Source organism: Natrarchaeobius halalkaliphilus (assembly GCF_003841485.1).
GTDB classification, from domain to species: Archaea; Halobacteriota; Halobacteria; order Halobacteriales; family Natrialbaceae; genus Natrarchaeobius; species Natrarchaeobius halalkaliphilus.
The window spans coordinates 42,291-56,557 of sequence record NZ_REFY01000005.1 but is presented as its reverse complement, the minus strand read 5'-3'; the positions used below and the strand labels follow the sequence as shown (position 1 = coordinate 56,557).

General features: G+C 55.1%; 12 protein-coding genes. 7 read left to right on the top strand and 5 right to left on the bottom strand.

Features of this window, described 5'->3' with window-relative positions; translation table 11 throughout:
- The first annotated feature begins 79 nt into the window (after nt 1–79).
- Nucleotides 80–1,141 (top strand): lactonase family protein, encoded by a 1,062-nt coding sequence (locus tag EA462_RS13000; RefSeq protein ID WP_124179014.1) that lies wholly within the window; start codon nt 80–82, stop codon nt 1,139–1,141.
- A 673-nt stretch (nt 1,142–1,814) separates the two neighbouring features.
- Here EA462_RS13000 and EA462_RS12995 read toward each other — a convergent pair.
- Nucleotides 1,815–3,152 (bottom strand): MFS transporter, encoded by a 1,338-nt coding sequence (locus EA462_RS12995; protein WP_124179013.1) that lies wholly within the window; start codon nt 3,150–3,152, stop codon nt 1,815–1,817.
- A 562-nt stretch (nt 3,153–3,714) separates the two neighbouring features.
- On the opposite strand from EA462_RS12995, the gene EA462_RS12990 reads away from it, so the two are divergent.
- Nucleotides 3,715–4,488, top strand: coding sequence for an IclR family transcriptional regulator (locus EA462_RS12990; RefSeq protein WP_124179012.1), 774 nt, complete (start codon nt 3,715–3,717; stop codon nt 4,486–4,488).
- 52 nt (nt 4,489–4,540) lie between these two features.
- Here the strand turns inward: EA462_RS12990 and EA462_RS12985 are convergent, their stop codons facing one another.
- Together EA462_RS12985 and EA462_RS12980 are read right to left on the bottom strand one after the other, a co-directional pair.
- Nucleotides 4,541–5,347, bottom strand: coding sequence for a creatininase family protein (locus EA462_RS12985; RefSeq protein WP_124179011.1), 807 nt, complete (start codon nt 5,345–5,347; stop codon nt 4,541–4,543).
- Between the two features lie 211 nt (nt 5,348–5,558).
- A complete protein-coding gene (locus tag EA462_RS12980; RefSeq protein WP_124179010.1) occupies nt 5,559–6,710 on the bottom strand; it encodes a mandelate racemase/muconate lactonizing enzyme family protein in 1,152 nt (383 codons plus the stop codon).
- 120 nt (nt 6,711–6,830) lie between these two features.
- On the opposite strand from EA462_RS12980, the gene EA462_RS12975 reads away from it, so the two are divergent.
- From EA462_RS12975 to EA462_RS12955, 5 genes are all read left to right on the top strand, one after another.
- Nucleotides 6,831–8,549, top strand: coding sequence for an ABC transporter substrate-binding protein (locus EA462_RS12975; protein WP_124179009.1), 1,719 nt, complete (start codon nt 6,831–6,833; stop codon nt 8,547–8,549).
- Nucleotides 8,550–8,553: 4 nt separating this feature from the next.
- Nucleotides 8,554–9,543 carry an ABC transporter permease gene (locus tag EA462_RS12970; RefSeq protein ID WP_124179008.1) on the top strand — a complete coding sequence of 330 codons (990 nt, stop codon included), beginning with the start codon at nt 8,554–8,556 and terminating at the stop codon, nt 9,541–9,543.
- A complete protein-coding gene (locus tag EA462_RS12965) occupies nt 9,543–10,460 on the top strand; it encodes an ABC transporter permease (RefSeq protein WP_124179007.1) in 918 nt (305 codons plus the stop codon). The genes EA462_RS12970 and EA462_RS12965 overlap by 1 nt, the downstream gene beginning before the upstream one ends.
- Nucleotides 10,461–10,604: 144 nt before the next feature.
- Nucleotides 10,605–11,648: an ABC transporter ATP-binding protein gene (locus EA462_RS12960; RefSeq protein ID WP_124179006.1), complete on the top strand. Its 1,044-nt coding sequence runs from the start codon at nt 10,605–10,607 to the stop codon at nt 11,646–11,648.
- An 85-nt stretch (nt 11,649–11,733) separates the two neighbouring features.
- On the top strand, nt 11,734–12,777 hold the full coding sequence (locus EA462_RS12955; protein ID WP_124179005.1) for an ABC transporter ATP-binding protein: 1,044 nt from the start codon (nt 11,734–11,736) through the stop codon (nt 12,775–12,777).
- 578 nt (nt 12,778–13,355) lie between these two features.
- On the opposite strand, the gene EA462_RS12950 is transcribed toward EA462_RS12955, so the two are convergent.
- Together EA462_RS12950 and EA462_RS12945 are read right to left on the bottom strand one after the other, a co-directional pair.
- Nucleotides 13,356–13,550, bottom strand: coding sequence for a hypothetical protein (locus tag EA462_RS12950; protein ID WP_124179004.1), 195 nt, complete (start codon nt 13,548–13,550; stop codon nt 13,356–13,358).
- A gap of 82 nt (nt 13,551–13,632) precedes the next feature.
- A complete protein-coding gene (locus tag EA462_RS12945) occupies nt 13,633–14,100 on the bottom strand; it encodes a universal stress protein (RefSeq protein WP_124179003.1) in 468 nt (155 codons plus the stop codon).
- Nucleotides 14,101–14,267: the final 167 nt, after the last annotated feature.

The window sequence follows — 14,267 nt, the reverse complement described above, 5'->3', positions numbered from 1 at the left end:
CTCGACTATCGGCACCGTCCGACCCGTTGTATCCGGCGTAATCGATAGTGATTTCTACGCCGAGTGATAACGACGCGATATGAGCGAAACCGTCGCGTTCGTGGGCACGTATACTGACACCGAAAGCGAAGGAATCTACCGATGTCGCGTCGACGAACCGACCGGCTCGATCGACGACATCGAACTCGTCGCCGCAACCGACGATCCGTCGTTTCTCGCGGTCGATCCAACACACCGGTTTCTGTACGCGGTAAACGAAGTCGACACCGGTGCGGTTACGGCCTACAGAATCACGACCGGCAACGACCTCGAAGAGATCAACCGACAGTCGATCGGACCAGCCGATCCCTGCTATTGTAGCCTCGACCGAACGGGAAACTACCTGTTCGTTGCCCACTACACCGGCGGTGCCGTCTCGATCCTTCCGATCGACGACGATGGAAGCGTGAACGAGCCAACCGTGACACATCACAGCGGCTCGAGCGTCGATCCCGACCGGCAGACAGCACCGCACCCACATTCGATCGTGCCGGGACCGGACACCGACTTCGTCTACGTACCCGACCTCGGAACGGACGACGTCGTCGTCTACGAACTGGATCGAACGGCCGGCGCGCTCCGCGAACGGACTTCAGTGTCGGTTCAGGAGGGGGCGGGACCACGACACATCGAGTTCGATTCCGAGGGGAGTAGAGCCTACCTCATCAACGAGCTCAATTCGACGATAACGGCGTTCGAATGGGACCGACGGTCAGGGGAGCTGAGTCCGATCGAAACGGTCAGCACGCTCCCGAACGAGTTCGACGGCGACAACATCACGGCCGACATCCACGTTCACCCGTCGGGATCGTTCGTGTACGGATCCAATCGGGGACACGATAGCATCGCCGTCTTCGAGCTAACGGAAAACGGCCTCGAGCGTCTCGAGATCGTCGAGACGGGGGGGAGTTGGCCACGAAACTTCTGTCTCGGATCGTCCGGCGAATCGCTCTGGGTTGCAAACGCACACACCGATACTATCGTCGGCTTCGAACTGGTCGGTTCGGATGGGACGATAGTCCAGATCGGGTCGTCAGTGTCCGTTGCGAAACCCGTCTGTCTCCGACCGGTGTATCCACGCTCGTCGGATAGAGTAGCGTAACGGGGTTGGAACTTGACCGGGTTTCCGTGGCGATATCGGAACGACTGCAAGAAGGCAACTCCATCGGAGAATTCAGCCACTCCATCGGAACTATCGTGACGATACAAAGCGGTACACCAGAGTAGCACAAACTGATTAGTTAGATATATTACAGAAAATTAGCCAGGTGAGAGATAGTTACATACAAAAGCTGTTTTCGGTGTTTTTCGGTAGGAACTAGCTCGAGAGACCCTATTAAGGCGCGGTCCAATCAAATTGGATTATATAATATACTCTATGGGTTTATTATAGAACAGTAGTATATGCAGTTAATAGTCAGAAATATCAATATATAGTCGGGAATGAGCGTGTAGTAGTGGAAAAAGTTGAATAGAAAGAGCGTAACGATGTCATTCTAATATATGTTCTATTGTATTTACCAATATATTCCGAAGGCTGCTCTCGAGGCTGGCGAACGACGCGATCTGAACGTCACTCGCGGAGTTGCTGGTGGACGATAAGCAGTGAGGACACATCGATTATTTCACGACGATAAGATATTATAGGAAACCTCTATAACTGTAGAAATAACTGGACATCGCTCCGAACCGACGATCAGCGAGCGTGTAGTAGTCTTAGAAAATCAACGTACTCCCGCTCTCGAACAGCGGGGACGGGCACCGTCTCGTTCCGATCAGTCCGAGGGATTCGGTTCGCCGTGGACGGGGGATTCCGTCACGTAAAAGCGCTCGAAAAAGAGCAAAGAGGCGAACCCGGCGGCGACGACGGTGCCACCAGTCAGGACCAGAAATCCCTCGCGCATTCCCATCGTTTCCATGATGTAGCCGACCAGCGGCGGCATCACCGCACCGGTGAGCATGATCGCCGTCCAGATGTAGCCGAAGGTCCGTCCCTCGAGTTCGGGCGGCGAAATGTCGCTGATCAGTGCGTCTCGGGCGGGAGCCAGCCCGTAGATCCCCACGCCGGCCAGACACAACGCGACGAGGAGAGAAACGGGACCTAACTCGAGCAGCGAGAGTGCCAGAAAGCCCACGGCTGCCAGACTGATGCCACCTAGCAGGATGAGACGCGTATCGATCCGGTCGGTGATACCCCCGATGACCAACTGAAGAGCACCGGAGAAGACGAGCAACGCAGCGAAATAGAAGTTCGCGACGGACTCGGGACCGAGCTGGACGTCCATCAGCTCAAATGAGTAGGCGTACACCGCGACGAGAAACGCGGGGAGAAACGTTTTGACTCCTTCGCCGGAGAACATCTTGGAGACGAAAAACAGGTAGATGATCGCCAGTGGATACATATACGTACGTTTGTCAGCATCCCAGATGGTCTCGGTGGGGGTTTCGTCCTCGCCATCGGGATTCTGTTGTGCCGCGGGTACAGTGTCGTATTCGTCACCGCGGAGTACGAGGAACAACAGGAGACCGAGGACGATCCCGACGAGACCCAGTATCAACAGAACCTGGCTCCAGACGAGAACGAGGATCAGTACCCCGACGATCGCGGGCGCCGCAGCATCACCGAACTTCGCGGAACTGCCGAAGACGCCCAGGACTTTTCCTTTGTTGTCCGACGAAACGTTGTCCGTGATCATTGGATAGCCAGTCGGGTGGACAACGGCAGTACCGACACCCGAGATCAACATCGCGAGACCCATCACCAGAAACGCGCCGGTGAACGTGTATCCCGAGATCGTAATTCCGGGAACGACCGCCCCGAGCGAAGTCGCACCGGCGAACAGAACATAGCCAGCACCGGCGATCGTGATCCCCGTCGGAAGGACGTACAGGCGATCGTACCGATCCGAAATGATACCCAGCGGAGCCTGTGCGAGGCCCGACCCGAACGAGAAGAGACTTATCAAGAGTCCGAGCTGCCACAGCGGGTACTCCAGTGCAACGGCCAGAACGGGGATCAGTGGCGGAATAAGTCGCATCAAGAAGTGCTGGCCGAGATGTGCTCCGCTAATCACGAGGGCAAACCGAACCTCGCGTCCCGAAAGACCGAACATTGTTGTAGAGGAGTTCGCTTCCAGGTACTTAATAGATGCTACAACGGGTGAAAAGGGGAGACGGCTGCAGATGTCACGAGAAACGATAAAAGCATCGACAGCAATCGTATTGAGACAGGAGGACACGCTGGTCGCACAGTTGGCACTCAAGCTGGATGTAACGGGATCAACTATCCACCGTTATTTACAATGACGGAGTTGTAATTGATGTGAGAGAGGGGTAGATACTGATATCGAACCCCTCGAACGATCAATCATAGAGATCCTATACGAAGGTACGAATGTAATTTATGGGGCGGGATATCACGCTGATAACGGTAACACGAGTAATTAGTCCGAGTGGAGAGTGTAAATCACATCGATAAGCAGTGAGGCGATTAGAAAAACGATTAGAGACCAGTACAGAGACTGGATCCAGTAATGGTGGATGAAAGAGGTGGAATCATATAAATCAACTACCGTATCGTGGGCAATATAAATTATAGAATTATATTTCCACACTGAATGGACGTAGAGGTGTCTTTTCGATAAGCTTTTCAATATTGGCGAACAGGTGTGTGTCATGGGATCACAAGCAGACGGGGCGGGAAAACGCCGGGTAAAGGCGCTCGAAAAGGGGCTACGAATAGTCGAAGAGCTAAAAGAGCAAGGAAGCGCCGGTGTTTCGGAGCTTGCTTCGGAGCTGAATATGCCGACCAGCACCGTTCACGTCTATCTACAAACGTTGAAAGGAACGGGATACGTCGTCGGTAACGACGGAACGTACCAGCTCAGTCTACGATTTCTGGAAATCGGTAGCAAAGTGCGCGATCAGCGAGAGGTGTTCGCTGCCGCTCGCCAGGAGATGATCGATATTTGCCATTCTACCGGAGAGACGGTCGGGCTTGGCGTTCTCGAGGACGGAAAACGGGTTCAGCTCTGGCAGATCGAAGGCAAGAACGCGATCAACGACAACATCCACATCGGGGAGTACACCCACACACACTGGACGTCGCTCGGGAAAACGCTGCTCGCGAGTCAAAGCGACGAATCGATCGAGGAGATCGTCGAGCGACACGGACTCCCCCGAGCGACGGAGAACACCATTACGGACAAACACGCGCTCTTTGATGAAGTCGAAACGATCCGAGCGCAGGGATACACGCTCGAGGACGAAGAGAGGAAAATGGGAATCCGTAGCGTCTCGGTACCGCTGACGGACTCGGATGGGAACACGATCGCAGCGCTTGGAATCACCGCGCCGAAAAACAAAATGACGTCCGCCACCTGTGGCAACTACATCGCCCAACTCAACGATAAAGCGAACGTCATCTCGATAAAATACGCGTATCAGTAACCAGTCGTCCCGGGGATGGACCTCTGGTGGACCGACTCGGAAGTCGTGTCTATCACTCCGTGACACACTGCTGGTGGATATCGGATAGGAGCTGCTCTAGTTCGTCGCCGAGGCGATGGTAGATTCGTTCTCCCTTTTCAGCGGAAGCGAGTTTCGGATCGCCGATCGCCCCCGTCTCGGAGTACGCATCGAACTCCCGATAGACGGAGAGCGGGCCACCGGAGAGGAGATCTCGCGTCCCGAGATCGTACGGTTCATCGAGGTAGGTTCCCTCGAGTTCGTCCCGGTGAACGAGCTCTTCCCGGAGATAGAGCATGAGCGACGTCTCGAATTCCCCTCCGTGAGCCATTCCACCGGGATCGCTCTCGCGAATCTCGTCGATAAACGACTTCGCGAGCTGGAAGTACGTTATTCCCAGCGTTTCGACGTTTGGCTGTTGAGAGCCGACAGTGCTAACTGCGCTATCGATTACCGGTTGGTTTCCGCCGTGACCGTTCACGAACAAGAACGCATCGAACCCGTTCTCGAGTGCCGTCTCAGCGATCTCCTCGAGCGTCTCGAGCATCTGATCGAACTCGAGCGAAACGGTCCCGCCAAACGTGAGATGGTGTGGCGAGTAACCGCTCCAGAACGGAGGGAGGAGAACGATCGGGATTTCGTCGGCAACCCGTTCTGCTCCGAGTGCGGCGATTTCATTGGCGAGAATCGTATCCGTCCCGACGGGCAGATGATTACCGTGCTGTTCGACGCTTCCGACCGGAAGAACGAGTATCGATCCGTCTTCGTTGGCGATAGCATCGATCTCGTCGTACGTACAGCCACCCCATGCAGTCCTGCTGCCAGCGCTAGCCTCAAACATACGTCCTCGTATCGGAGTGGGGGTTTTAAAAATGTTTACAATGGGCGGTGGGTTGACGATGACGGTGAGTGAGACCGTTCTAACACGACGCAAAGCGAGTAGGCGATATTCAGCCGATGGACGGACTGCTCGTCGGAACGTAACTACTGATAGGTTTGAATTACGTCGAAACCGATGAAACGGTTTCACAGGGACGGGGGGTCAGTCGCCTCTAGATTTCGTATTCCGCAACTTTCTGTTCGTCGACGGAGACGCCAAGCCCTGGTTCCTGGGGAACCGGCAGCGCTCCGTCCTCGACGGTGAACGGATCTTCGATCACGTCGTCTTCCCACGCATAATAGACCGAATCAGGCGGCAGGGTGAAACCGGGAACGCCGCTGACGGTGTGGACGATGGCAGCGGTACGGATTCCGAGGTCGAACGCGCAGTGATGAGCCAGTGGCACTCCGGCGTCCTCCGCGATCGCGGCGAGCTGGCGCACTCCCGAGATTCCACCTGCAGGAGTCATATCGACCACCGCGACGTCGAGTGCGCCGCTCTCGATCAGGTTTTGAAGGTTGTGTGCGATGTACGTATCCTCGTTCGGACCGATCGGCTGACACGTCCGTTCACGAAGTCTCGCGAGCGATTCGTGAGAATCGACGCGGATCGGCTGTTCGAGGTACTGGAGGTAGACGCCGGCATCGGACAGGGCTGCACCGACGCGTACCGCTTCATCGAGCCGCCATCCCTGATTCGGATCCAGACGGAACTCGAGCGCTCCATCCACCTCGTCGTCCATCGCGATGATTCGATCGACGTCCGCTTTCCAGTCGCGTCCGGCTTTGGTCTTCAAGACGCTGTGGCCACCTTCGAGTGCTTTCCGTGCATGCGCTCTTGACTCCTCCGGAGAGAGGATACCAACGCAGTACGCGACGTCGACGCGCTGTTCGTAGTCGTAATCTTGCTCGATCTGACGCGTCGTCACGCCTGGCGCGGTCCAGCCACCGAGTAACTCGTAGATCGGTTTCTCGAGTGACTTGCCGACGATGTCCCAGCACGCGATTTCGACGGCCGAGAAAAACATGTCGATATTCGTATATTCGATGAATAACAGCCTGCGAAGGCTTTCGACTTCGAACGGCGAGTGTCCCTCGATAATCGGAGCAACGCCGTCTTCTATGATAGTGACCGTCGTCTCCGGAGAAAGGAACACGCGCATTTCACCCCAGCCAGAAATCCCCTCGTCGGTGTCTACCTTGACGAGGATACGGTCGACGTCTTCAACTGCGCCGTGATTTGTCACGTAGGGCGAAAGTCCACCATCTTCGAGATCGATCACATTCATGTTGACGGCATAGGCCTCTACGTCGGTGATTTCCATGAGGTGTGCTCGAGAGAGCACAGTATTAAATCTACTGATAGCAGAGGAATTTCGGAGAAAACGGTCGTATCCGAATTGATGGCAAGATATAAATAGTTGTGATTCAACGGTTGGAACGCAATGCCACGCAATATCAAGGGTGTTAACAGACGTGAGTTTATCGTCAGTACGGCTGCATCCGGAGCAGTCGTCGGATTGGCGGGGTGTACAGGGGGCGGAGACGACGAGGCTCTCGGTGCAACGCCTGACGACGAAGACGACTACGAACCAGTGCCAGAGATGGAGTTTGCGTCCGTCGCACAGGATGAAGACGCACTTCGGTACGAGGTCGGTAACCTGGCAGAGCGCCAGCTCCAGGCACTTGGTATCGAAACGAACCGGGAAGTCGTCGACGTCGGAACCTACTCGGACAAACTCAACGACAGGGAGTTCGATTTCATGGTAGCCGCGTGGACGGGTGGAACGGAGCGGTTGTTCCCGTACTACAACCTGTTCTACAGCTTCCACTCGCAGTTCGCAAACCTCGAGGGTGGAAACTACACCATGTTCGAGAGCGAAGAGTACGACGAGATGGTCGAGAACTTCAGGGACGAGCCTGACGAGAGCAGCCGGGTCGAGTACGCTCAAAACTGTCAAGAAATCCTGGCCGAAAACGTTCCGATCATATTCACCGTCCATCCGGACGCACTGGTCGCAGCCAACACTGATTCGTTCGACAACTGGCAAGAGATGACGGGGCTGTACGCGTACAACAACATTCCGTCGCTCACCGAGATCGAGAACGTCGGCGGGGACGATCAGGTGGTATTCGGGACGACGGAAGCGCTCGAGACGTACCCGAACTTCTTCAACGTTACCGGGCCCGACGCCCTTCGGCTCCATGCGTTTACGTACGATCCGCTCGTCCGTCTCGGGCTGGACGGAGGTCCGATTCCGGCTGCTGGCGAAGAGTGGGAGTGGATCGACGAGACGACGCTCGACGTCACGCTTCGATCCGGCATGACGTTTCAGGACGGAGAGCCCGTCACGGTCGACGACGTCGCGTTCACGTTCGATTCGATTCAGGAGGAGGGGATCCCGTACCTGGGTAGCGATATCGATCCGTACGAGAGTTCCGAGATACTCGACGACGACACGATCCGGTTCAATCTGTCGAATCCGTTCTCCGGGTTCGTACAGATCACGCTCTACCGTATCCCGATCCTGCCGGAACACATCTGGAGCGACGCGATCGCAGACCACGACCATCCGTCCGAGTGGAGCGATCCCGATATGACCGGAAGCGGTCCATTCGAGTTCATCGATTACGAACCGGGAACGCAGATCGTCTACGAGAAGAACCACGATCACTATCTCGCGGACGAGTTCGACTTCGAACAGTTCGTCTACAGGTTATACGGTTCTCAGTCGGCCATTATCGGAGACATCGAAAACGGGGACGTGACCTTCACCCAGTATATGGGTGCCGAACACTGGAACCAGGCGGACGATATCGAAAACGTCCGAGCCATCTCGAACCCGGGACTCGACGCACACGGGATCTGGATTCCGAACAACGAAGGGCCGTTCCGAGATGTCCGGTTCAGAAAAGCGCTGACACACGCCATCGATCAAGACGAGATGCTCCAGATTCTGCTCCAGGGAAGGGGCGAACAAGCGAAGCATCCCATCGCTCCGGCGAACGAACGATACTACAATGACGACGTGGCAGAGTATCCGCACAACATCGATCGATCCGTCGAGCTGCTAGAAGAAGCAGGCTTCAGATGGAACGGTGAGGGTGACTTACTCATGCCAACTGATTGGCAGCCGGAGGTCGAATATATCCCTCTCGAGTAGATAGATGGTCAATCTGAGCTACCTCGGAAAGCGACTGGGGCTGATGGCGGTTAGCCTGTACGCCGTCATTACGGTCCTGTTCTTCTTATTTCGCATCTTACCAGGGGATCCTACGAGCCAGGTGATCTCACCTCGCTTTTCCGCTGAACAGCAAGAGCAGCTGATGGCACAGTACGGCTTAGACGAACCCCTGTATACGCAGTATTTCCTCTACATGCGAAACTTCATGGTCGGAGACCTCGGCCAGTCGTTCCAACACGGCGAGCCAGTGCTACCGTTTATCCTCGATCGAACCATCAACACGCTCATATTGACGGTTCCCGCGATCATGATCGCGTTCATCGTCGGCCCGTTCATCGGAGCGCTATTCGCCTGGCATCGAAACGGACGACTCGACAACTACGGAACAGCGATCGCGCTGACCACCTACGCAGCGCCCATCTTCTGGACGGGGATGCTCGCGCTGATGGTCTTCTCGTTCAGTCTCAACATACTCCCGTCCGGTGGAATGCGGCCCGCCGGTGAAATCCCCGGTTCACCACTGAATCGGGTCTTCTCGTTCGTCACGCTTCAACACGCGATTCTCCCGATCGTCATCTTTACACTGTGGCGAATCAGCAGGCCGATACTGATCACGAGAAATACGATGATCGACGTCCTCGGCAACGACTTTATCCAGCTGAAAAAAGCAGAAGGAACTCCCGAATCGACGATTCGGTATCGACACGCGATGCGAAACTCGCTGTTGCCGGTCGTCCACTACGGCGCGCTCGCCATCGGCTACGCGTTCGGCGGGTCCGTAATTCTCGAGACCGTCTTCTCGTGGCCCGGGCTGGGACGAACGATGTGGGACGCCGTCCAGGCACACGATTATCCCGTCGTTCAGGGCGCGTTCTTCCTGATGTCGTTCATGGTGATCCTATTTAATTTCATCGCAGACATTGTCTCGACGTGGCTCGATCCGCGCGTGAAAGACGAGGGGGTGGTCGAGTAATGACGTTGCTCGGAGACGCGCTTACGAAGAACCAGCGAATCGTTCTCGAGACGTACAAAGAGCGAACGCAGTGGGCCGTTCAACGGTTCCTGTCCAACCGAATGGCAGCGATCGCGCTTCTCATCGTCCTCGGAACGCTCTTTATGGCGATTTTCGCTCCCTTCCTCGCCCCGTACGAACCACAGGCAAACATCGCAGACGCCCAGGGGGAATACTCGATGCTCGAGCCTCCGAGCTCCGAGCACATCATGGGAACCAACCACCACTCCCAGGACATCCTGAGCCAGTGGATCTACGGTAGCAGAGTGTCGCTGCTGGTGGCGTTTCTGTCGGGGATTGCGGTCATGCTGATCGGAACGACCGTGGGGCTCGTCTCGGGGTACTACAAGGGAACGGTCGACCTCGTTCTCATGCGTGTCGTCGATATCCTGTACGCGATTCCTGCGATCCCGTTATTGCTCGTCGTCTCGCTACTGTTCGGGAGCTCCGTCTGGAACGTCATCATCGCCATGATACTGATCCTGTGGCGAACGATGGCACGCGTCGTTCGATCACAGACGCTCTCGCTCTCGGAGCGACCGTTCGTCAAAGCCGCAAAAGCGTCCGGAGCGAGCGATCTCAGAATTATGTACGTCCACATCGCACCGAATCTTCTTCCGATTATTCTCATCGAAGGCGTCTTCGTCATGGGCGCGGCAATCCTGCTCGAGGCGGGTATCTCGTTCCTCGGACTGGGCACCACCGAGATGATCAGCTGGGGCGTGATGCTTCAGTTGACCTACACCAGTGGTGCGATCACGCACGCATGGTGGTGGGTGCTCCCGCCAGGAATCAGTATCACGGTACTGGTCGTTGCGTTCTTCTACATGTCTCGAGGCATCGAAGAGATAACGAATCCCGAACTTCAGCACAGGTAAGAACGGTACGTTCGGGACCCATCCCACCCACACGATCCGACACGACTACCAGCAGTGTGGCCGATATCGGCCTCTGGCACGTCGGCTTCACGGAGTTCCAGACCAACAAAAACAATTAAATAGTACGAAGGTAATACCCAATCAATGAGCCTGGTTAACATAGATGGGGTCTCGGTAGAGTACCGGACCGACAACGGGCCGCTAACGGCCGTTGACGACGTCTCGTTTACCATCGAGGAAGGGGAAACACTCGGAATCGTTGGCGAAAGCGGATGCGGAAAGACAACGATGACGAAAGCGTTTCTCAGGCTCCTCGATAACAACGGCGAGATCAGCACCGGATCGATTACGTACGACGGGATCGATCTCGCAACGGTATCCGAAGAGCAGCTCCGGACGGATATCCGCTGGAAGGAGATCTCGTATATTCCCCAAAACGCGATGGCAGCACTCGATCCAGTGTACACCGTCGGCGCACAGGTCGTCCAGGTCATCGAACTACACACGGACAACTCGACCGAACAGGCCAGAGAACGATGTGCGGAGCTGTTCAAGCGAGTCGACCTCGATCCGAACAGGATGGGTGATTATCCACACGAACTTTCGGGTGGCCAGCGACAGCGGGTTACGATCGCACTGTCGCTGGCGCTCTCTCCGTCACTGATCGTCGCAGACGAGCCTACGACCGGTCTCGACGTTATCGTCCAGGACCAGATCTGTGAGTTGCTCGCGGAGATACAGGACGATATCGGCTGTGCAATCGTCTTCGTCACACACGATATGGGCGTCGTCTCGAATATCTCCGATCGAGTTGCAGTCATGTACGCCGGACGAATTGCCGAAATCGGAACGATCGACGACGTATTCGATCGAAGTGCACATCCCTACACGATCGGGTTACAGAACGCGTTCCCACGGATGGACGAGTTTCCCGCCAGTTCTGCACTGATCGAGATACCGGGCTCCCCGCCGAATCTACTCGACCCACCGACAGGATGTCGGTTCGAAGGTCGATGTCCGTACGCGACCGAGGAGTGTCGACACACGGATCCCAGCTCGGTCGAACTCGAGGACGGGCACCGGATCGAGTGTCTCTATCCGGAGCGCCGTTCGGAGTTCAGAGAGCACGGAAACGAACCCGATACCTGGAAGGACGCCCGAGAGGCAGAAGCCAAACAGACGCCATAACATGAAACCAGTATGAACACACAAGACAGCATCGAAAGCACCGGAAGGCTTTTGACCATCAGAATCAAGAACGGAAAACATACAGATGAGCATCACGACTAAGCCGGAATCCGACAGCGATTCGCAGGCACTGATCGACGTAAACGATCTCTCAAAACTATACGAAACGAACCAGAGTATCATCAGCAGGCTGTTCGGTGAAAAAGAATACCTGCGAGCCGTCGACAACGTATCCTTCGAGATTCAGCAGGGGGAAATCGTCGGTCTCGCGGGCCAGAGCGGATGCGGAAAATCCACGCTCGGTGAGCTCCTCGTGCAGCTCCAGGAGCCGTCGTCCGGTGAGATCATCATCGACGGCGACGATATAACGGAGTACAGCTCGAGCGAGCTAAAGACGTTCAGACGGAAGTGTCAGGTGATATTTCAGGACCCATACGAAGCGATCAACCCACGGTTTACGGTCTCGAGGATCGTTTCGGAGCCGCTGAAGATCCACTCGATCGGTGATCGCCAAGAGCGGACGGAACGAACGATCAAGGCGCTAAACGACGCCGGTCTGAGTCCAGCGGAGGAGTATCTGGGGTCGTTCCCGAGGGAGCTCTCCGGAGGGGAGCGACAGCGGGTGAACATCGCTCGAGCGATCGTTCTCGAGCCGGATTTCCTGATCGCTGACGAACCCGTCTCGATGCTCGACGTGAGCGTGCGAACGGGTATATTGAAACTGTTCGAGAAGTTCAAAGAGGAGATGGAAATGAGTATCCTGTACGTCTCACACGATCTCTCGACGATCAACTACCTCTGTGACCGGACGATGATTATGTATCTCGGGAAAGTCGTCGAGGTCGGAAAGACGCGGAACGTCATCCACTATCCATCGCATCCGTATACGAAAACGCTGCTTCAGTCGGTGCCCGATACACAGAAGCAAACGGATATCACAGAAGAGTCGGTCCAGGGAGAGGTCCCTGATCCGATCGATCTTCCACCGGGATGTCGATACGCGTCCTGGTGCTCGTACGCGGACGAGAAATGCGAGAGGGACGAGCCCCTTCTGCAACAGCGAGACGACGGCGAAGAAGCAAGCGACCAGGTCGCCTGTCACTATCCGATCGAAAACAACGCCGTTTGATACGGATTATTGTACTGAGTTACCGTTTAGACCGCAGACGGGTCGCGATCCCCCGGTACTGACTGACAGTAGACCGTGTTTGAGGGTACTATTCGTCCGGTTCCGTCGACGGTGTTCAGTCCTGGACCGTTCCGAGAAGCCGATCAAGAGACTACATGAGGCAGTGATCGGTGTACCCGCAATATTGCTCAGACAGTATTTGATCGTCGCTACCGGATCCAGAGGGGAAGATCAGGTCGCTGACCGTAACTGACAAGACAAGAGAGAAACAAGTCGAGTAGTCGTGACAGGATACTTCGTATTTAGAATTAATATCAGTATGAATATACAATAGCCGATCACGAGAAGAGTTACAGGAATTGTGTTACGGTCGGTCGATAAATTCCACGTGCGATAGTTTAGACGGATACTCATGAGAGAGCTTAAAAATATATGGTGAAAAGTTTCGATCACTGAAAGCTGTTCTTTCAGGAGACGAGAATGCGATAGGGAATCAGGATCATCGATCGGTACTTCGAGTTTTCAGACAGGGATAAGAAACAGTACTGACAACTAAATTTGATTGTAATTCAGAATACCTATTTGATCTCTTTGAGTATCACATATCCGAGCAGGATGACGATTGCACTTACTGCAGCAACGACGGTTCGCCAGAGTGATCCACCGAACACGTACTGGCCAGCCAACAGCCCCACCGAGATACCGATAGCCCAGAACAGTATGGTTCGCGAATCGATCCCCGAAAACGGGCGTCCATCGGATGGTCCTGGCATATAGGTTGATAGATGAGATCAGTGACTAAATAATATACTGGTTACAAAGCGTTCGGATCAGCGCTCGCGGCGCTACGTGAGGCTATGTCGACTCATCAATATTGACGGTTACCAGGCCATCAAAGTTGAGGATCACGTTCTGAACGACGTCACCGAAGATGGCTTTTCCAGTCGGAGAACGGTTCTGACCGACGAGGAAAACATGATCACAGTCGGTTTCGTACGCAGTCGAAATGATTTCATCCGCCAGCTCACTGCCTTCGACGATTCTGGTCTCGACACCGTACTCGATGCCGAAATCGGAGAGAGTCTCTTCCGCAAGAGACGTTGCGAACTGTTCCGAGGGCTGAAGCGCGACGTCCGAATCGTACGTCGTACCTTCCTGCTCGCTTATCGCCTCTATCGTCTCACGGTTAGATTCGACCTCGTCGCTGCTGAGATGCGTAAAAATCACGAGTTCGCCGCCTGAGCCAGCTGCAAGGGCACCCGCTTCCTCAAGTAGTGTTCGGTGTGTCTCACTGTCGTCTACGACGACTAATCCACGGTTCATAGCGTACGGGTTGGGCCGCGGATATATAAATCCTGATGCTAGTCAGTTCGTCGCGTGCTGTGAGAGCCGAAGTCGTATGGCAACGATCGCTGGTTCGGTGTACGTGAACGTTGTTTCCGTATCAATTTACAGTATTCGTACACCGATATCGGACCACAGTCTTCGTC